The sequence below is a fragment of the Spirosoma taeanense genome (assembly GCF_013127955.1).
Classification (GTDB): domain Bacteria; phylum Bacteroidota; class Bacteroidia; order Cytophagales; family Spirosomataceae; genus Spirosoma; species Spirosoma taeanense.
In genome coordinates, this window is sequence record NZ_CP053435.1 from 2479847 (window position 1) to 2500381 (window position 20535).

General features: G+C 52.3%; 12 protein-coding genes and 2 pseudogenes. 1 reads left to right on the forward strand and 13 read right to left on the reverse strand.

Annotated features, from left to right (window positions below):
- Positions 1–4 precede the first annotated feature (4 nt).
- The 3 genes and pseudogenes from HNV11_RS10480 to HNV11_RS10490 form a co-directional block, all read right to left on the reverse strand.
- Entirely contained in the window at positions 5–1093 is a 1089-nt protein-coding gene (locus tag HNV11_RS10480; RefSeq protein WP_171739614.1) for an endo-1,4-beta-xylanase, read from the reverse strand.
- 40 nt (positions 1094–1133) lie between these two features.
- Positions 1134–3011, reverse strand: a complete 1878-nt coding sequence (locus HNV11_RS10485) for an alpha/beta hydrolase-fold protein (protein ID WP_171742145.1) — start codon at positions 3009–3011, stop codon at positions 1134–1136.
- 93 nt (positions 3012–3104) lie between these two features.
- A pseudogene (locus HNV11_RS10490) lies at positions 3105–3881 on the reverse strand (alpha/beta hydrolase); the annotation flags it as partial.
- A 46-nt stretch (positions 3882–3927) separates the two neighbouring features.
- On the opposite strand from HNV11_RS10490, the gene HNV11_RS10495 reads away from it, so the two are divergent.
- Positions 3928–4679, forward strand: a protein-coding gene (locus HNV11_RS10495; protein WP_171738033.1) for an IS5 family transposase whose coding sequence is annotated in 2 segments (ribosomal slippage) — positions 3928–4243 and positions 4243–4679 — 753 coding nt in all. Because the reading frame shifts where the segments join, the coding sequence is not laid out codon by codon here.
- Between the two features lie 20 nt (positions 4680–4699).
- Here the strand turns inward: HNV11_RS10495 and HNV11_RS10500 are convergent.
- The 10 genes and pseudogenes from HNV11_RS10500 to HNV11_RS10545 form a co-directional block, all read right to left on the reverse strand.
- Positions 4700–5044, reverse strand: a pseudogene (locus HNV11_RS10500) (esterase); the annotation flags it as partial.
- 96 nt (positions 5045–5140) lie between these two features.
- The gene (locus HNV11_RS10505) at positions 5141–6220 is read right to left on the reverse strand and encodes an esterase (RefSeq protein WP_171739616.1); all 1080 of its coding nucleotides are present in this window, start codon (positions 6218–6220) and stop codon (positions 5141–5143) included.
- A gap of 12 nt (positions 6221–6232) precedes the next feature.
- Entirely contained in the window at positions 6233–7396 is a 1164-nt protein-coding gene (locus tag HNV11_RS10510) for an esterase (protein WP_171739617.1), read from the reverse strand.
- A gap of 66 nt (positions 7397–7462) precedes the next feature.
- Complete coding sequence (locus tag HNV11_RS10515) at positions 7463–9559, reverse strand: alpha-L-fucosidase (RefSeq protein ID WP_171739618.1); 2097 nt, start codon at positions 9557–9559, stop codon at positions 7463–7465.
- A gap of 64 nt (positions 9560–9623) precedes the next feature.
- Positions 9624–10511, reverse strand: a complete 888-nt coding sequence (locus HNV11_RS10520) for an alpha/beta hydrolase (protein WP_171739619.1) — start codon at positions 10509–10511, stop codon at positions 9624–9626.
- Positions 10512–10710: 199 nt separating this feature from the next.
- A complete protein-coding gene (locus tag HNV11_RS10525) occupies positions 10711–11568 on the reverse strand; it encodes a sialate O-acetylesterase (RefSeq protein WP_171739620.1) in 858 nt (285 codons plus the stop codon).
- 36 nt (positions 11569–11604) lie between these two features.
- Positions 11605–13179, reverse strand: coding sequence for a glycoside hydrolase family 43 protein (locus HNV11_RS10530; RefSeq protein WP_171739621.1), 1575 nt, complete (start codon positions 13177–13179; stop codon positions 11605–11607).
- A gap of 139 nt (positions 13180–13318) precedes the next feature.
- Positions 13319–15001 (reverse strand): glycoside hydrolase family 43 protein, encoded by a 1683-nt coding sequence (locus HNV11_RS10535; RefSeq protein ID WP_171739622.1) that lies wholly within the window; start codon positions 14999–15001, stop codon positions 13319–13321.
- Positions 15002–15184: 183 nt separating this feature from the next.
- Positions 15185–16999, reverse strand: coding sequence for a RagB/SusD family nutrient uptake outer membrane protein (locus HNV11_RS10540; RefSeq protein ID WP_171739623.1), 1815 nt, complete (start codon positions 16997–16999; stop codon positions 15185–15187).
- Between the two features lie 14 nt (positions 17000–17013).
- Positions 17014–20481 carry a TonB-dependent receptor gene (locus HNV11_RS10545; protein ID WP_171739624.1) on the reverse strand — a complete coding sequence of 1156 codons (3468 nt, stop codon included), beginning with the start codon at positions 20479–20481 and terminating at the stop codon, positions 17014–17016.
- Between the last annotated feature and the right edge of the window lie 54 nt (positions 20482–20535).

Here is a 20535-nt window from a genome sequence, read left to right on the forward strand (position 1 = left end):
AGGCCTAAAATTTCACCACCTGCTCAAACGCTTTCTTGGGCTTGCCGTTCTGGTCGAATAATAACGGATAATCTTTACGACCGGGAACGGGGAAATTATCCAGCCAGGAGTAGCGGTCGGTCAGGTTCCAGAACGTAACGCCGGTGATCTTGTCGCGGTGTTTACGGAAGAGATCGAACACCATTTTGTACTGAGCTGCCTGCCGGTCGTTCATCTCCGGCGTAAACTCACTTTTGTCGGTGTCCTTTTTAGCCCGACGCTCATGCTCTTTGGGATACACCGACATGTCGACCTCGGTGAACTGAATCTTTAGTCCCAGGCTGGCAAATTTGGTAATGGATTCTTCAAGTTCGGGTGCCGTAGGTTCGTAGATGGACCAGTGCGCCTGTAAACCCACGCCATTGATGGGGACGTTCTTTGCCTTTAGTTTTTTCAACAACTGGTAGATACGCTCCCGTTTTGACGCATTTTCCGTGTTGTAGTCATTATAGAACAACTGCGCCGATGGGTCTGCTTCGTGGGCGTACTGAAAGGCTTTCTCGATATAGTCTTCGCCGATGATTTCGTAAAACTTGGATTTGCGGTAGATATCCGACCCCGCGTCGGGAACGGCCTCATTCACCACATCCCAGGCGTAAACCTTTCCCTTATACCGGCTTACGACGTCGGTAATATGCCGTTTCAAACGAGCCAGCAACACATCCCGGCTGACGGTTTTGCCCGTTGAATCCGTGAAAAACCAACTGGGTGTCTGGTTGTGCCAGCAGAGCGTATGGCCCCGTAACCGGATGTTGTTCTGCTGAGCAAAGCTGGCGATGGCGTCGGCATCATTCCAGTAGTACCGATTCTCTTCGGGATGAATCGGCCCCATCTTCATGGCGTTTTCGGGCGTCATGCTATTAAACTGAGCTTTGATCAACTCGGCATCCGGACCGGGCTGCACCATACGCGGGTTTACGGCCACGCCAATGGGAAAGTAATTTTTATAAGCATCTTTCAGCGTGGGCTGATCCAGCGGATGAACTGGCTGTAGCGTTGCCCCTAAGGCGATAAAGCTTCCGATGAGAATGGATAATCCCGTTAATTTTTTCATGAAAAAATTGAATTAATACTAATGAATAGGTGAATCGGTTCTATTCCTTAAACAACAACTGAGCAAAGCCAGACAGGTCGTGCCGCCAGACGGGCCAGGTATGCCCGCCGGGGTACTCGCTGTAGCTGTACCTGACGCCCAGTTCATCGAACTTTTTCATCATAATCTGGCAATTCTGAAAAGCGATGTCTTCCTGACCGCCCATGGATATCCACAGGTGCTTCAGGTTGCTATTAATGGTGGCTGCGTTCTCCTTCATGAACGCGTACTGCGGGTCGGTGAGTTTGGGGTTATTGGCAAACCAGCCCGAACTGAATACGCCGAGGCTGGAAAACAGATTGGTGTTTCGGATACCGGCATAGAGCGTCTGCAGTCCGCCCATCGACAGGCCCGCCAGCGCCCGGTTTTTCGCATCTGTTTCGACCCGGAACTGACTTTCGACGAAAGGAATGGCCCCCTGTTTCAACTCGTTTTCGAAGGCCCGCAGCACGTTTTCGTTAAAGCCAGCCAGACCGCCACTGCTCACGTTGCCATCGAGCATAGCGATGACCATCGGCTTTGCCTTGTTTTGAGCAATCAGGTTATCCAGAATCAGGTCAGTACGGCCCTGCGTCGCCCAGCTACGCTGATCTTCGCCCCCGCCATGCAGTAGATACAGCACGGGATATTTTTCATTCGATTTGTCGTAACCGGGTGGGGTATAGATATACATCTCCCGCCAGGTATTGGTTGCTTTGGACAGGTAGCGTTTGATGCGGATGCCGCCGTGGGGGACGTCGTTCAGGGCGTAAAAACCGCCATCCCGATCAGGTATTTCAATGCCGCTGGCCATTCGTCCCATCCCGTAGAACGTTTCGCTGGCGGGATCCGCGACGGGTAAGCCGTCGATCAGCAGGGAGTAGTAATGAAACCCGCGACTGATGGAATCGGTGGTGACGCTCCAGAACCCGGCGGTATCTTTTACCATATCGTATTTTTTACCCAGGTCAATCTGGACTTTCTGCGCCTGCGGGGCTTTTACGTGAAACATGACGCGGTTGTCGGGCAGAATCTGCGGGTACTTCGCCGAGCGCACGTTGGTAGACGCCGGTGAACCCAATACGGTGTACCTGGTCAATGATGCGTTGTCAACTGGCTTGAACAGGAACTGCGAGAACATAAACAGTCCGTTTTTCCAGACCTTAAAATCGTGACCGCCCGGCTCAACGTAGTAAACATGAGGTACGTTGTTCTGGTACAGGTAGTCGTGGGTACGTTTGCTGAACGAGATCAGCCCGTCGGCGTCACCGCACGAAATCCAGAGCAGTTTCAGTTTCTTCTTCGCTTCCTCGGGATTAGGCACCAGTTCCTCGGGGCGTTTGGTGTTCGGAGCCGACGAGAAGCCACCTACCCAGGCAAACCGGTCCAGATTGCCAAGCCCGAAATTCAGCGACTGTCCCCCGCCCATCGACAGGCCCGCAACTGCCCGGTGTTCACGGTCGGTCAGGGTCGGGTATTGCTTCTCGATAAACGGAATGAGGTCGTTGAGCAGATCTTTTTCGAACGTAGCAAAGGCCTCTACCTTTTCCCGGTCGAAGACGTTGCCCACGGCGCGGTCGTCTTTCATAGCTCGTCCGTTGGGCATCACTACAATCATCGGCTCCAGCTTTCCGTCGGCATACAGATTGTCCAGAATTACCTGCGGGTTGCCGCCCCGGAGCCATTCCTTTTCATCCCCGCCAATGCCATGGAGCAGGTACAATACGGGATATTTCTTCTTTTTTGAATAACCGGGTGGCATGTAAACTAACGCTTTACGTTTCGTGCCTACCGTTTTTGAGTCATACTGCACCGAATCGAGCTTACCCGTAGCAATTCCATTACGAAGCTGATCGAAGCCTTTCGGCGCTTCTTTGTCGGTGGGTTGAGCAATGGCCATTGCCCCCGTTAACACAGCAAGGGCAATGGCTATATATGCCTCTTTCAGGAATAAAGTAGTCTTCATTGTTTAGGTTGGTATGTAGGCCATATCTTAGTTTTTAAACAGCAGCGGTGCCAGCTCATGTAAGCTACGGCGCCAGGTCAGGAACTCGTGAGCCGTTTTATCGGAGATATACGAAATTGCATTGTAGCCGGCCGCTTTCAGATCAGACGCTGCTTTGTTTACGCCATCGGGCCGTTCTTTGCTGCCACAGCTAATAAAAACGAGCTTCGGTTTTGCCTTGCCGTTGAGGTCGTCTGGTGCGTAGACGCCACCGCTGAGCAGACCGTAATACCCAAACGTCTCCGGCTTGTTGAGCGTGATCAACTTGGTTTCCATGCCACCCATCGACAGGCCCGCCATAGCCCGGTTATCGCGGTCGGCAAGGGTTCGGAAATTGGCATCTACGTAAGGAATCAGTTCGTCGGTCAGGACCGTCTGGAAAGCGTCGATCTTGAAATCCCGGATTTTGCCCCATTTCACCTCGTTGGTCATGCCGTAGGTCATTATAATAAGAAACGGCTTGATTTTGCCTTCGGCGATGAGGTTGTCCATAATCAGATTGGCGTGTCCCTGATTACTCCAGGCCGTTTCATCTTCGCCCCAGCCGTGTTGCAGATACAGTACCGGATATTTTTTCGACTTGTCTTTCTCGTAGCCAGGCGGGGTGTACACAAATGCCCGGCGTGATGTCTTGGTGCTTTTCGAGGGAAAAAGAATCTGCTGCACCATGCCGTGGGGAACGTCTTTCAGGGCATAGAAATCTTTATCGTGGGCGGGTATTTCAATGCCACTCTCCCAGCGGACGGAACCGTAATAGTTTAGGGCGTGTTGACAATTAGGTAAATATAGGAATGATTGGGAATTTTGTGCCATGCGTCGCTACGAGATTACGGACCAACAATGGCAACAAATCGCCCACTTACTACCCGGCAAAGTCGGTCATGTGGGCCGTTCAGCCGTCGATAATAGACTATTTATCAATGCGGTAATCTGGATCGCCCGCTCGGGTGCCCCTTGGCGGGATTTACCCGAGCGGTTCGGGCCCTGGAACTCGGTCTACCAACGCTTTCGACGCTGGGCTAAAGCAGGTGTATGGAAAACTGTTTTTGACGAGTTGCAGGAACCGGACTTAGATTGGCTAATGATTGACTCCACGACGGTGCGGGCGCACCAGCATGCAGCTGGTCAAAAAAAAGCGATCCTGCCAGCGAGTGCTTAGGTCAATCGGTGGGCGGCTGGACGACTAAGATTCATGCCGTTGTTGACGCCTTAGGCAATCCTATGCGGCTTATTCTCAGCGTCGGACAGCGAGCGGATATTACCCAGGCGAAGGGTTTATTGACTGGTTATGAAACAGATGCGGTGTTAGCGGACCGAGGCTATGATGCCAACGAATTGATTGATTGGTTAACAGAGTCCCATACGCAAGTGGTGATACCATCCAAAAAGAATCGACTGGCAGATCGACAGATTGACGAAAACTTGTACAAAGAGCGCAACCAAGTGGAACGCTATTTCAACAAGCTCAAGCAATACCGGCGGGTCGCTACTCGCTATGAGAAGACGGCCGTGAGTTTTGCTGGATTCATTTATCTGTCTTCGGCTTTGATTTTATTAGCTTGATTGTCAACACGCCCTAACGTACCGGGATCATTGAACGTACCTCCGTCAACGGTCAGGTGGTAATAGTGGAAGCCTTCGTCCATTGGCCCTTCCGTGGTGCCGGTCCAGAACCCATCGGTTCCTTTTGTGAGGATAGTTCCTCCGCGTCCACCGAGCCCCAGGCTCACCCGAACGCTATCGGCCAGGGGAGCCTTAATGCGGAATCTGACGTAACCCTGAGAATTTACCTGCGGAAATTCCTGCCCCGGCTGATTCAGCGTAGACGGTCTGAAATCCTCCGTTATGGCCGATTGGCCGGACTGCGCCAGACAGGTGGCGCTGGTGAGAGCAACGGCGAACAAGGTCGCTAATAGACTACGAATCATGTGGTTAAAGAGTTTAGTGAAAACGAATTTGAAGGTGATTGAGGCTATCCAAAAATCGGAATGATAAAACAGAATACCCTGACGACAAAATCTCTCTTACTTAAATACTTCCTGTAACGTCGTTGCCAGGTATTGCTTGCAGTTCATCCAGGTATGCCCACCCGGCACGATATAGCTTTTTACGGCCAGCTTCTTTTCCTGAAACATAGCGATGTTCTGCTTCACGGGCTCATACAAAAAGTCTTCCGTACCGACGCTGATCGTGAAGAGCTTCAGCTGTTTGTTCATCTGCCCGGCATCCGGTGTCCAGTTTGCAAAATTTTTCCTGAACTCATCCGTAGCCGTAAAAGGCGCGTACGAACACACGTAGGCGAAGGTGGATGGGTTGGTCAGGCCGATGTTGAGCGTCTGGCCACCACCCACCGAGAAGCCAGCCACCGCCCGACCATTGCTTTCTTTGATGACTGGGTAGTTCGCTTGGATGAACGGCACAATGTCGTTGATCATGTCTTTGGTGAAATCGGGCATGGGCGCCGGGCGAACGTTCCCGTAGGGCATCACAATCAGCATGGGTTTGGCTTTCCCCTGCGCTATGAGGTTGTCGGCAATCAGGTTGGCGCGGCCTACTTTCGTCCAGGTTTCTTCCGTGTCGGAGCCGCCGTGAATCAGGTACAGCACCGGGTATTTGGTCTTGCCGTTCGGATTAAAGCCTGGCGGGGTGTACACCAGCAGTTGCCGCGTGGTACCCAATGTACCCGATTTGTAGTAACGATAGCTGATTTTGCCATGGGGAACGTTCTGCAGTGAATGCACCAGCGGCTGGTCGCCGGGGACGTCAACGATGCTGCGTTTGAAGCGTTCATTGGCAAAGATGTAGGTATTGTTCGGGTCAGCGATTTGTACGCTATCTACCCAGAAGCTATACGGGTAAATGTCGGGTTTGACGGGCGGCACCGTCACGCTCCAGATGCCCGATGTGTCTTTGGTCATAGACACGGGCGCTTTCAGGAACTCCCCACCGAGGGTAACCCGGTTCGCTTTCCTGGAAAAATACCGGAAGGTGATGCTGTGGTCGGGATGTACCTCGGGCGAGCTGATAGCCGGTGGCCGTTGTTGCGCACGAGTCGGTAGCGACGCTGCGGTTATAACGATTAGCAAATATAGAATGCGTTTCATGGGCGAAGGTGCTTATGGTTGGAACAGCAGTGGGGTGGTCGCGGCAACGTACTTTTTTACATTCATCCAGGTATGCCCTCCGTCGGTGACCATACTCCTGAACTGGATAGTATGGGCTTTCAGGTAGTCCATGAACTCCGCCGTACCCTTGTACAGAAAATCATCGCTCCCCACGCTCACCCACAGCAGCTTGAATTGCTTGTTCGTATTGGCCGGATTGGCAACGATGGGTTTGTAGCTGCGCTCCATTTCGTCCGGCGACAGGTACGAACTGTAGCTGCATACCCACGCAAACTTGTCCATATGGCCGAAAGCAGTGCGGAGGGTTTGCCCGCCCCCGCGCGAAAATCCGCCAATGGCCCGGTTGTTCCGGCCCGGAATAGCCCGGTAGTTCTTTTCGGTGTATGGAATGACGTTGCTGACCAGATCGGTCGCAAAGTCGTTAGCCCGTTTCACCGCGTCGGCTCCATCCCGTACGGTCGGATCGGCGGGCTTGCTACCACCGTTTTGCTCGGCTACCCGCGCTGCAATATTACCGTAAGGCATCACGATGATCATTGGCTTCGCTTTACCCCCGGCAATGAGGTTATCCAGAATCAGATTGGTTTTGCCGACCTTGAAAAAGGTTTCTTCGGTGTCGGTTGTGCCGCTGATGAGGTAAAAAACAGGATATTTTTTCGAGGGCGATTGGTCGTAACCTGGTGGCGTATAGACCACCAGCGAACCCGTTGTTCCGTCTATGGAGGGGTAGTACTCGTAGCTGATTGTGCCGTGGGGGACGTCGCGCAGGGCGTGGACCAGGGGCGTATCGCCGGGAATATCGACCAGACTGGCTTTGAACCGCTCGTTGGGGAAGAACGCTACGTTGGCCGGGTCCATTGCGGTAACGCCATCGACTTGAAAGCTGTAGGGATAAATGTCGGGCTTCACTGGGCCCACCGTTACGCTCCAGATACCCTGCTCGTCTTTCGTCATGGGCACGGGCGCTTTCTCGAACTGCGCGCTCAGCTTTACGTCTTTAGCCGACGGAGCGAGATACCGGAACGTAACGGATTTATCCGGATTGATCTGCGGGGATACCACCAGTGGGCCTCGGGGTGGTTGGGCCAGTACTCCCGCATACAGGCAGACCATGGCCCATAAAAGACCCGATCGGCGGATTGTTAATTGATTCATAGAAAGTCAGGGTTAAGGGTTTATTGGCTTGTAACCGACCAGGGGGTAAGCGTATCCGGGCTGCTTTTATTGGGTAATAATGTCAATTTCAGCATAGCCCGGAGCCGAGCCTTCCTGCGTCGTTTTTAAAGCACGTAGTTTTATGTATCGGGCTTTGGTCGGCTCAAGCGGTTTGGTTTGCCAGAATGGATTGTTTTTAATGTTTGAAAACTCGCCCTCACTAACCCGTTTCCAGGTTACGTTATCGGCTGAAACCTCAAACTGATACTGGGTGATAATACTGCCTTCTTCCCACCAGTTTTGAGCAGGCAGATACTTAAAACCAACCAAATGCTCTTCTTTACCCAGATCGATAATTAAGTCCACGGGCAGTTTCTGGCTTTTGGCCTGATGCCATGAGGTACTGGGATTGCCATCTAAAAGCTGATATGCCGACCTGGCATCAGTACTCATAATTTTCCAGGCTGTGCGGGCAATGTCAAATTTTTCGTCGCTGACGACGCTGCTTTGTTTGGTGAAGGGGTTGTAGGCAATCGCTTTGATGGCTACCTGACCCCCGTCAGTTTTAACCGGAGCCGTGTATTGGTTGGCAGTTGCGGAGGGCGTACTACCATCGAGCGTATAGTACAGTGCTGATTCGGTATCCCCCGGCTTAAGATGAATGGTACCTGTCTGGTCACGGGTAATAATCGGGGGCGTTAGGATCAGAGGAGCGTTGTATACTTCGAGATTGGAGATCAGCGGGGCGCCTTTGGCGTCCAGAATCGTCAGCCGCAGTTTCGTGGCTTGGACCGTCGGAAACCGAAGTATACGTTTATACCCAATGGTTGTCTCTCTCGCAATTTCTTTCCAGCTGCCATCAACAAGAGCCTCAACCGTAAACGATTTGACCCGTTGCCCTAGCCGGATGGGTTCCTGCACCAGAAACCGGTTGAAAGCAGTAGGTCTATTAAAATCTATCGTTAACGATGCGTTCCGAACATCATCGTTCGTAGCCCAGTAGCTTTCTTTATCGGCGTCAATGGCTTGGCTGGCATCATAAACTGAACGGTTTGCTCGGACCTGTGAGGCCATGGCACGGGCATTCCTGACCAGATTTAATGCAAAGGCTTCGTTGACTGCTTTGGCAAAGTCCCGTACGGCTTTTTCATCTGTTTCGTGGATGAGCCCACTGGGCATGATTGGAAAATTGAGCAGCAGCGTAGCGTTCCGACCAATGGAGTTATAGTAGATATCCATTAGTTGGGGGAGGGTCTTTACCTTTTTATCTTCACGCTCATGGTAAAACCATTCGGGACGTATGGAGGTGTTTACTTCGCCGGGTACCCAGGTATCGCCATTTTCTACGCCGTAGCGCAGCATGTTCTCGGGGACATCGCCGGTTGCATTCAATAAGCTCCAGTTGGTTTCGCCTACATAGCCCGCTTCGGTACCCACCCAGCGTAGGTCGCCCCGATCGCCCCCATCATTCCAGATAACGATTTTAGGTTGTAGCTCACGAACAAGTTTATACGTATTGGGCCAGTCGTAATACGTCTTAGCGTCGATTTTCCGCGTTTCGTTGGCTCCGCCATAGTAACCCGACCCGCCGTTAGCTCCATCGAACCAGACTTCAAAAATGTCACCGTAGTTGGTTAATAGCTCTCTCAGCTGGTTGCGGAAATACGTGATATATTCAGGCTTACCGTAGTCAGGATGATTCCGGTCCCAGGGCGATAGGTATACGCCGAATTTCAACCCATATTCCTTGCAGGCATCGGCCAGTTCCCGCACGATGTCGGCTTTCCCATTTCGCCAGGAGACATTTTTTACGGAGTATTCGGTGTATTTGGAAGGCCAGAGACAAAAGCCACTGTGATGTTTGGCCGTAAAAATAATGCCTTTCATACCGGCCTCTTTACAGATACGTGCCCATTGCCGACAGTCCAGTTTGGTCGGGTTGAACAGCTTTGGATCTTCGTTGCCCAGACCCCAGGCCATATCGGTATAGGTGTTGATTGAAAAATGGATGAAGGCGTAATATTCCATTTTTTGCCAACGCAGCTGGTTTGCGCTGGGAAGCGGGCCAACGGGTTGAGGGGGCGTTGATTGCGTATAGCCAGCAAAACCGGTCAGCAAACAAAGTGCAAGGGTTGTGAATAAAGCTTTAGGCGTAACAGACATGACTTAAGATTTACCAGGTCAGTTGAAGTAAGGATACATCCTGCCGAAGCAGGCCAGCAGATTATTAGTTTTTGAGCCAGTTGTTCAGTTTCATCCACGCAAACAGGGGCTCCATCCAGCCGGGGTGACGGAAGATGAACCCGTGATCGCCCTTCGGGTAGATGTGCAGTTCAACGGGCACTTTCAGATGTCGCAGTTTTTCAAAATAAACGATGCTGTTGTCGACATCGACCAGTTTGTCGTCAGCCGCGTGGGTCAGGTAGGCGGGCGGTGTATTGGCGCGTACCTGTAACTCATTGGAAAAAAGGTCGGCATCTTGCCGGGACGGATTTTTACCCAGCAGGTTATCCCGCGAACCACCGTGCGTCAGGCTGTCCTGCATACTGATCACCGGGTAAATGAGTATCTGAAAATCAGGCCGCAGGCTGGTGCTGGTACTATTGTCGATATAGGCTTTCTCGAAATGCGTAGCGGCCGTTGATGCTAGATGGCCACCCGCCGAAAAGCCCATTATACCTACTTTGGTGGGGTCAATTCCCCATTTGGCGGCATTGTCGCGAACCAGTTTGATAGCCTGTTGGGCGTCCTGCAGCGGACCGATTTTCTTATCGGGCATAATAACATCGCTGGGCAGACGGTACTTGAGCACAAAAGCCGCCACACCCTTTTCGGCCAGCGCTTTCGCCGTGCTGACGCCTTCGCCTTTATACACGACCACGCCATAGCCGCCACCGGGAATGACAATGACAGCCGCCCCGGACGCTTTATCGGCAGCGGGTCTGAAATACTCCAGTGTGGGTTTAGTGATGCCTGTTAATACCCCCGATTCAGCCCCCGACTCCTGTATGTCCGATGCTTTTGAATTGGGTACTGCACCCGGATAAAGCGGGGTGATCTCCTGCGCTTTTGCGATGACCGGAGCAAGCCATAGCCAGCCAGTCAACGCGGCCATTGTCGCTGTTGCCCGATGGCTTTTAACCCATGTAATTGAACGAAATGATCTCATCTGATCCGAATTGACTGATTTCTTATTCTGGCTGTTTTAAACGGTTTTAACCGAAAGGCAGCATGTTTTAGTATCGTAGGTTTTTGTCGTACTCCGGGATGACAAACCGGTTAACCTGGGTCCAAAGACTTATTTAAAACTTACCTTAGTTAACGGCTGCTGGTTTATAGCCTAGCAACGACAGCATTTGAGTGGCATACCGTTTGCCTAATGCACGGTATCCAGCCGCATTAAAGTGCAGGTTATCGGCCGCATCGGAGCAACCCGCCGATGAAATCACATGGGCGTTTTTAATGGTTTGCGGCAGGGTAGCAATGATCCTGTTCATGCTGGCACAAATGCCGCCCTGGTCAGCATTGACTGTTTCACCAGCCAGCAAAGGCACTTTTTTGGGTTTCAGCTTCAGGTCGTTCAGCAGGTTATTGTAAACAATGTTCACCTTTTGGGTCCAGAGCGTATCGCCCGTATTCGACTCGCCCTGGTGGAGCAGAATACCTTTGATGACGCCGTCTTTCTGCGCCAGTTTCGCCATTTCAACCAGTCGGGCGTATGGGTTTCCGCCGTATTCGTTGATGAAATTTTTCATCCAGCCCGGCACATTAGCCGTATAAGCCTCGTAATGGTCTTTATCAAACAGTTCGATTTTACAGCCCCCTACGGCTACATTGATGACCCCTACTCTGACTTTTTCGGGAAGATTCGCCACCAGTTCGCGCCCGAAATAATCAGCAGGCGTAAGTCCGGTTCGGCAGCGGCACAACGGCGGGACGGCGGTATACCATTGTCCCATCGTACGGTTCAGGTTGGGGCAGTCAACGGCTTCCATCACCAGAAACCGGCTATTGACATTAACGGTATCCTGAGGCTCGAACTTTGCGTTTCCCTCCATGTTGGATTGCCCGAAGCAAAGAAAAATATAAAAGTTTTTGTCCTGCGCCAAAGCATTCAGGCCCAAAAACAACATGCCAATGAGAAGAGTACCGGTGGTAAATTGCTTTTTCATGAGGAGTTAGGGTAGGCGAAACGATGGAACTAGGCGTTAGTTAGACGAAATTGTGTCGGTAATCCGGAAGTAGTCGAAGTCGGCAAATCCACCCGTCTGTTGGGTAGCGTAGCTGAACAGCCCGAACCGGTAACCCATGAAGTGCGGGATGGTATAGGGCATCTTCAGCGCTTCGCCAATAGGAAGCCAGGCTTTACCGTCCAGGCTGTAGAAAAAATGAGCGATGTCTTTACGATTGCGGAAATCACATTCTGCTTTCAGGTACACCGTTTTCTGACTCAGAGGCACCCGCTGCACCTCCACCGGTTTTCCGGTAACTGCGCTGACCATGACTATCGATCTGCTGCCAGCTTCTGCTTTGACACCCACCAGACCATAGTTTTTCTGCAGCAGAATCAAACCGGCAAAGTCACCAGCCTTCAGGTTCGACGCATCAAGCAACGTAGTACCCGAGGATGCAGGACCTATCGTTCGCTGAGTGAGCGTATTTCGGGCCATCACAACGGAGGTATCGGTTCGTCCGGTCTTCAGGCGCAGAAAGCCTTTCCGCTCCGTCACCGACCAGAGGCTGTTGTTGGGGTTGTGATTCCACTGCCACACCAGCGGCAGGCCTGGCTCACCTTTTTGGCGGGTGAATTCGTCGGAAGCCACGATGCCGGGGATCAGTCCTGTGCTGGCCGGAAGGTCGAGTGTTTCGGGCACTTTACCGGTAACGCCCAACACCGGCCAGCCGTCTTCCCATTTAATCGGTACCAGATACGGAATACGGCCTACTCCGCCAAAATCACGAAACAGGTAGGCATACCAGCGGCCATCGGGCGTATCAATCAGGCCGCCCTGCGCTACGCCTAAATCCTGGAGCGCTACCCGGCCCTCCCAGGGACCGGTTAGCTTGTCGGCGCGGTGAATAACCACGGTGCGCATACCACCTTTGGGCCAGGTGATGTTGAACAGGTAATACTTGCCATTCACTTTGAACAGCTGCGACCCCTCGGCGGGTAAGCCTCCTCCGGTACCGGAGGGTGCGCTGGCGTTTTCAATCAGGACCTGTTCGGTAGTGCCGGGTTTCACGCCCGACACATCGGCTGTGAGTTCGACAAGTTTGAGTTTGCCTGCGCCATAAATCAGGTACGTTCGGCCGTCGTCATCAAAAAATAAGCTGTGGTCATGATACGAGGGTTTGAAAGATACCTCTTTCCAGGGGCCTTTTTCAATATCCTTCGTGGTGTACACATAGGTTTTTCCAGTTGTCTGGGCAAAGGTGGTTACGTAATAGAAGCCGTTGTGGAAGCGCAGGCTACTGGCCCACGAACCTCGTCCGTAGGTACTCTTGCCATTCGTCAGATTCAGCGCATCGACATTAGCCAGCGTATCATAGGCGTAACTAACCAGTCGCCAGTTTACCAGGTCTTTCGACTTCATGATTGGCAATCCCGGACTCAGGTGCATGGTCGTACTGCTCATGTAGTAGGTATCGCCCGCCCGAATTATGGCCATATCGGGTACATCAGCGAAAATAATCGGGTTCCGGGCATTCTGCGCGTTGGCTGAAAGCTGCGTCAGTACAAGCGCCAGCAATAACAGACCAGAATTAGCAAGCAGGCTTTTCATAGAGCAGCGGAGCTAAACGGAGATTCTTTTAATGATCAGGTGGACCAGCCGGTTCGGGGCTTGCACCGCGAAAGAATGAAGGGCCAGGCCGCTGGAGCGGTGACGTAGGCCGGGATCAGTCACTTACGTCACCGCTCTTTCATTTATACATTGGATCATCGCCCTGGTACTTCAGGAGCCGGAACGAAGCTGTATTCGTTGTAGGCTCTCCGGACGAAGTAGCATAGAGACCGTACACGCAGCCAATAAACCCACCCGCTGCTTTGGTGCTTAGGAATTTGCCGTCTACGTTATCTTTCAGTAGCGTCCAGTTCCTGGCATCCGTTGATACATGAAAGCTGTACGTATCCCCTGTTGAGCTAATGCGAAGGCTGGTTTTACCTGCCGGATTAGCCAAGGGCAGCTCGGCCAGCACCTCCATGTTTTTTTCTCTTGGCTTGCTTTTGTAGAGTTGAAGGACGGCCTTTCCCTGCGAGGTTGATTTGGCTAAAAAGTAAAAGTGGTCTTCATCCTGAAAAATCACTAATCCTGCTTTTTCATTGTCTGCTTTCGGGCTGAAATCCAGTTCGGTTTCAGCCGTGCTATAAAGGTGCTGCTGGCGTTTGCCGATAAATGCCGGGTTGCCCATTTTCATAACCGTCTCGGGTTTCAGCTTCAGGGTTAACCCTTGTTTTGGGGAGAGCGAAAACCAGCTTTTGTCGAGGGTGCGCATGAACAGCAGGGTGGGGTCAAGCTCCTTGTCGAAGGTCAGCGTATAGCCAAAATTACCCGATTGGGGCAACGCGCCTTTCGACTTTGCCTCCGGGTAGTTTACGGAGTAAACATACTTAATCTCCTTGCTGTCGGGGTTAATGATGGGCCAGTCGTCTTTCCACTCGACCGGTGCGATAAAAGTTTCGCGGCCCGTATTGTAGTAGTCGCCTTCGTAAGGACGAACAGCCAGGAAGATCGAATACCATTTTCCGTCGGGGCCTTCCACAAACTGCGCGTGGCCAGCCGAGGTAACCGGGTTTTTGCGATCGGCCGGTAAATCACGCTGCGTCAGAATCGGGTTATGCTCGTAGGGCACATACGGCCCCCAAACAGATTTACTGCGCAGCACAACTTCAGAATGATTGACGGAGGTTCCACCTTCGGCGGCATAGAGATAATACCAGCCGTTGCGCTTCAGAATATGCGGAGCTTCAATCCAGACGGGCTTTTTAGAAAGGTCTACGCCCCCGTTCACCAGTTGTTTTTCTTCACCAGTTACCTGCAGCTTGTTGTAATCGAACGCATACATTCGAATCGTCCGGTGACCCGAGTATAGAGGCTTATGGTCGGGGGCATCGCTGTTGTAGAGGATATAGGCCTTGTCCGTTGCTTCGTCGAAGTAAATGGATGGGTCGATGCCGCGTACCTGGGGAAGTTTCACCGGATTGCTCCACGGCCCGGCGGGGTTTGTGGCCGTTACGACAAAGTTGCCGTCGTGGTCAATGTCGGTGCAGGTAACGTAATACGTGCCCTTATGGTAACTGATGGCAGGAGCAAAAAGACCGCGTGTCATTCGTTCGCCCATAAAATCCATCTGTTCGGGGCGATCTATGACATTACCGACCTGCTTCCAGTTTTTCAAATCTTTGCTGTGAAATACCGGGATGCCGGGAAAATAGGAAAAGGTGGAGTTAACCAGATAATAATCGGGGCCCACCCGAACGATACTGGGGTCGGGATAAAATCCCGTCAAAATTGGATTGACCAGTTTAGTCTGGGCCGATAGACTGTGGCTCAGAAAGAAGCTAAGTAGTCCAAAAACAATTGAGAGCGTTCTCTTCGATAACATTACAGTAATTGTTAAGGTCAATCGGCAGTTTACTGGGGTGCCAGCCTAAATAGCAGCGTTTTGAGTCTTTGCCGGAGTATTTCCTGCTCCCCAGCAGGGCGCTAAGCACAGGGAAGCGAAAAAATGTAAGAGGATTCTTCAAGCAAATCCTCTTACGTCCGGCAAAGCGCGTTCAATCAACAATTAATAGCCCTGGTTTTGGGGGAATTTAGGTCCCTGAACAACCCGGTCAATCTGTGATTGCGGAATGGGTCGCAGCATATGGAAGTCCTGAATATAGGGAGCGGCTTCCGGGTTCCAGGCTTTCACGCGCCGTACCAGCGAACGGGTGCGCACCAGATCATGCCACCGCTGCCATTCACCAAAAAACTCGCGGCTCCGCTCATCCAGAATAAAGTCCACCGTAACGTCGGCAGCCGTAATAGTCAGGGCTGTGGCGGCCGCTGCGTTCTGGGCGGACGTATTGGTTTTGCGGAAAGCAGCCCGTTGTCTTACCGTATTGAGTAAAGCGACTGCTTTAGCAGCATCACCTGCTTTCAAATAAGCCTCTGCCCCCGTCAGATACACATCAGAAAATCGGTACAGAACAACCGGCCGGGTTGAGGGGTCGTTGAAGTTAGCTCCGCGGCTGGGGTCCATGAACTTCTTGAGCGATGGGAAAATGCCGTTGTTCCACAAGCTGGGTGGCACAACAATTCCTTTGAAGGGTCTGCTACCTACAAATTGCGGAGCACCGGCTATCTCGATATCGGGAATCCAGACGGCCGTATCAGCGCCTGCTACGGTCGTGTACCCAATGCCGCGCATGTTGTTGGCGGCATTGGGAGTGTTGGTAACCGAGGTATTGGCGATATAGACCGAATAGAACGAACTAGCGTAGCGCGAGTCAACATCTCGTTTTGTGAAGGCCTGATCCAGGAAATAGCTTTTCCCCGCGTTCGCTCCCGTGGGCCATTTATAGCTGTTTGGCCGCATCCGGACATACGGGCGTCCGTACTGTGAATCCCGGATCATGCCGGATGGGCCGCTGTTTACTAACGTCCCGGCCGTGTTTTTGAACGAGTTGATACCGCTGTTGTTGGGGTAGTTCCAGGTAGTAAACCAGGGCGTCAGGTTCTGGGCGGCTCCGCCACTGGCTCCGGCTCCAACCTGATAATAGCCATATTTAGGGTCCAGAACGTGATCGCTCACAAACATCGTTTCTTTTCCGTAATCATTGGCCGGTACGAACGCGTCGCCAAAATCCTGCCACAGATCGAGCCCATAAGACGACTTGCTGGCAATGATGTCGGCGCAGATATTGGCGGCCTGCGTGAAATCGGTCACATTATTGTTCAGCCAGCCCCGGGTCAGATAAGCCTTTGCCAGCAGCAGCTGAGCAACGGGTTTGGTAGCTGCTTTACCCAGGAACGGCGCGGTTGGCTGGTTGGGCAAATCGGCTGAGGCCTCCGTAAGGTCTTTGATGATCAGCTCGTAAACCTGAGCGGCCGGCTGCCGGGAGGCTTCCTGCGAAGGAACCGTAATAAATTGGGTATGAAGTGGCACATCCCCCCAGGTCTGCACCAGATAGAAGTACCAGAAGCCTCTCAGGAATTTGGCCTGGGCCAGATATTGCTTTCGGGTAGTTTCGGGTAAGTCAATTGTTTGTCCGTACTGCAGCACGCCGTTCAGCGTATTGATATCCTGAAAAGCGGTGCCCCAGGCTGATCCGAAATTGCTGCCGTTCAGGCCGTTGTAAGTATACGTAATTCCGCTGCCGGCGCTGGCTCCCATCAGGAACTCATCGGTACCCGCCTGCATTTCTACGGTGAACCCTTCGGTACCCCATTGCGACCGGATGTCGTTATAGACGCCGGCAATACCGCCCAACACACCAGCCGCGCTGTTGAAATAGGAGGGAACAATCTGGGATTGGGGGTTTTCTTCCAGTATTTTTTCGCAGCCAGTGCTAAGCAAAGCTGTGAGGGTAATCAGGCACCCAACTTTTATGGCTTTCATTGTCATGTCCGGGATTAAAATTTAAGATTCACACCCACCGTAAATTGCCGAATCGGTGGGTTATTCAGATTCACGGCGATCTGGCGCTCCGGCGCTCCGCGTTCGCTGGCTCCCTGTGGGTTCAGGGTGGCTGTACCCGAAGCATAGCTGTTCCCCTCCGGATCAATGGCCAGATTCTGGCTCACCAGTGGTGAATAAATAATGAATGGATTGGTGGCGTTGACGTAAACCCGGGCCGAACCAGCACCAATCTTTTTGATTAACTGGCTGGAGAAGGTATACCCCAGGTTAATACTTCTGCACTTGATGAACGAGCCATCGTAGTAACCCAGCGTAGAGCCAAAGTAAGCAACCGCACTACCGGCGTCCGGGGCAGGGAAGGCATTGGTCGGGTTATTGTCTGTCCAGTAGTCTACTTTCACCTGGTTCACCCGGCCCTGATTAAAGAACGCAAACCCGCCCGAGCCCGTTGAATTACCCGTGAGGTAAGGAACCAGCACTTTCATGCCCATCCGGGCAAAGGTTACAATAGACGCATCGAAGCCTTTGAAGGTGAATCGGTTCGTTAGCCCTCCTTCCCATCTGGGCTGGAAATTACCCAGTATCTGGCGGTCGCTGGCATCAATCTTATTGTCTCCGTTAACATCTTCCACCCGGATCTGCCCTGGAAACTGAACCGGTGAGGTTTGTTTTGCCAGCGTGCCATTTTCCTTATCTGATAATTGCCAGATGCCCAGTTTTCTGTAATCGTAGATGACCGAAAGAGGCTGACCAACAAACCACCCGGCGCCCAGGTTCGCTTTTTCTTCGGGCGTGGTCAGTTGCGTAATTTTCTCGCGGTTGAAGAAGTAAGTTACGTCGGCACTCCAGTTAAAGCCCTGCGGGTTTCTGAATATGTCGAAGGTTAGGGCCGCTTCCAGCCCTTTTCCTTCGGTCCTTCCCAAATTTTTCAGGGTCGAACCCGCTCCGTTGCTGGGTGGTAAGGGCACCGACAGCAAGATATCTTTTGTCTTTTGATGGTACCAGTCTACCGAACCCGTGATGCGGTTATTCAGGAAACCGAAGTCAATCCCGATATCCGTTTGCGAGGTTGATTGCCATCCCAGGTCAGAAGCTGGCAGGCTGGTAACGGTATAGGCCAACTGCTGGCCGGCCGTCCCGAGGCCAAAGTTATAATAGCCTGCCGACAAGGCTCCCAGCGTAGCGTAGGCGCCAACATTTCGGTTACCCGATATGCCCCAGCCAGCTCTCAGCTTCAGGTTCGATACAACCGGAACGCTTTTCATAAACGGCTCCTCAATAATGTTCCAGCCGGTTCCGACGGCGGGGTAGTTGAAGTACCGGTTGCTGGGCGATAGCGTCGATGATCCGTCCCGGCGCAGGGTCAGCGTTAGCAGGTAGCGGTCATTGTAGCTGTAATTGATGCGGCCCATGTAGGAGATCAGACCTACTTCCGAGAACGAGTTTCCAAAGTCGGAATTGGCAACGGGCTGCCCGGCGGCAAGTGAAAAGTTCGACGTTTTGATGTAATCCGCCGGAACCCCGGTTACCGTAAACCGGCTACCCAGCGAGTGGTTTTTGGTGATCTCATACAGTCCGGTAAAGCCTAGTTTGTGTTTTCCGGCAAACACTTTATCGTAATAGAGCAGGTGCTGGAAGTTGACGTCCCAGTACTCGGTATTGCTGATTTCGGCGTTCGACGAGGACTGAACCGTTGCGTTGTTGAAGTAGGTAAGCGGACCACCATAGCCATTGTAGTTCGACTGGCTGAAGTTCAGACCAGCATTAAACCGATAACGCAGACCGGGTAAAATATTTACCTCAGCGTACAGGCTATTGAACGTCCGCAATGACCGGGTGCGACCCAGATACGAATCTCTTTTTGTGAGAATTGTCAGCGGACTGATCGTGGCGGCATCAATGGAGCCTTCTGCCGGAAACAGATTTACGGAACCATCGGCATTGTAGGGCGCGGCCAGTGGGGTCAAGCGTACCAGTCCGCCCGGAATGCCGCCACCACCTGGCGTGTTCTGATAGATCAGCGTGTTTAATGTATTAAGACCAATCTTGATATTCTTGCCGAGTCGCTGGTCGAGGGTAGCCCGAATAGTAAATCGTTGGAAGTTCTGGCTGGGAATGATCCCCGTTTCGTTAAAATAACCGAGGCCCAACGAATATTGGGTGTTTTCGACCCCGCCCTGCATACTCAGCTGATGGTTGGTATTGAAGCCATTGCGGTAGATAAGATCCTGCCAGTCGGTAGAAATGCCGGCCGCCAGCGCATCCTTCTCTTTCTGGGTCAGCGGGTAAGCGGTTGTTCCGGGAGCCGACCGGTTATACGTAGTAGCATCCGCTTTAAACTGGGCATATTCCGATCCGGTCATGACATTGAACCGGCCCATAATGCTGGTGACGCCATGATACCCGTCGTAGCTAAACACCGGTTTTCCGATTTTTCCCCGTTTGGTGGTGATCAGAATTACGCCACCGGCCCCTCTCGACCCATAGATAGCCGTAGCGGAAGCATCTTTCAGAATTTCGAGGTTGGCAACATCATCCGGGTTGATGTCGTTCAGGCCGCCATACGGAATGCCATCGACGACAACTAAAGGGCCATCGAGCCCATCACTCGACCCGGAGTTCGTAGTTAAAGTTCGATTGCCCCGGATTCGGATTTGACCTTGTGCCCCGGGCGTAGAACCATTACTGACAACGGTCACCCCGGCAGCGCGACCTTTGAGCTGGCTAACCAGGTTTGGCGCGGGCACTTCTTTCAGCGTAGCCTCACTGACCGAAGCAACCGCCCCCGTAACATCCCGTTTGCGTTGCGTGCCGTACCCAACGACAACCACTTCATTCAGGGTTTTATCATCATTAGCCAGCGTAACGTTAATTACAGACCGGGCGCCTACGGTCAACTCCTGCGTTACGTAGCCAATGAAAGAGAAAACCAGTACCGTTCCGGCGTCCTCAGGCACGCTGAGCCGATAAGCGCCGTTCCCATCCGTAGTTGTGCCGCGCGTGGTGTTCTTGATCTGAATATTTACACCCGGTAAACCCTCGCCGGTTTCGCCCGTGACCCGGCCAGTGATCTGTTTGTCGACGGCAGCCTCCAGACTTGCTTCACCAGCAGCGTTCTGCGGAAGCTGCGTTGACGGAGCAACTTCTCTTTTGATCACGATTTGCTGGCCGACAACCTCATAACTCAGTTTAAGCGGAGTCAGAATATGGTCCAGCACCTGCGCGAGCTGTTCATTTTTAGCCTGGTAATTGATTTTACGCTTCGACTGGATGATTTCCCGGCTGAATAAGAACTGGACGTTTGCCTGTTTTTCAATTCGTCGGATCGTTACCTCAATATCCTCATTTTGGGCTGAGATACTAACTCGCCGACTCAGCAGTTCCTGGGCTTTGCCGTCAAGAGCAAAGCCTACATGGGTTAGAGTTAGGGCAAGCAAAAGTTGCAGGCTTGAAATTTTCATAATCCTGAGCCAGACATTGCTATTAATAAAACAGTGATACATACACGTTTGCGT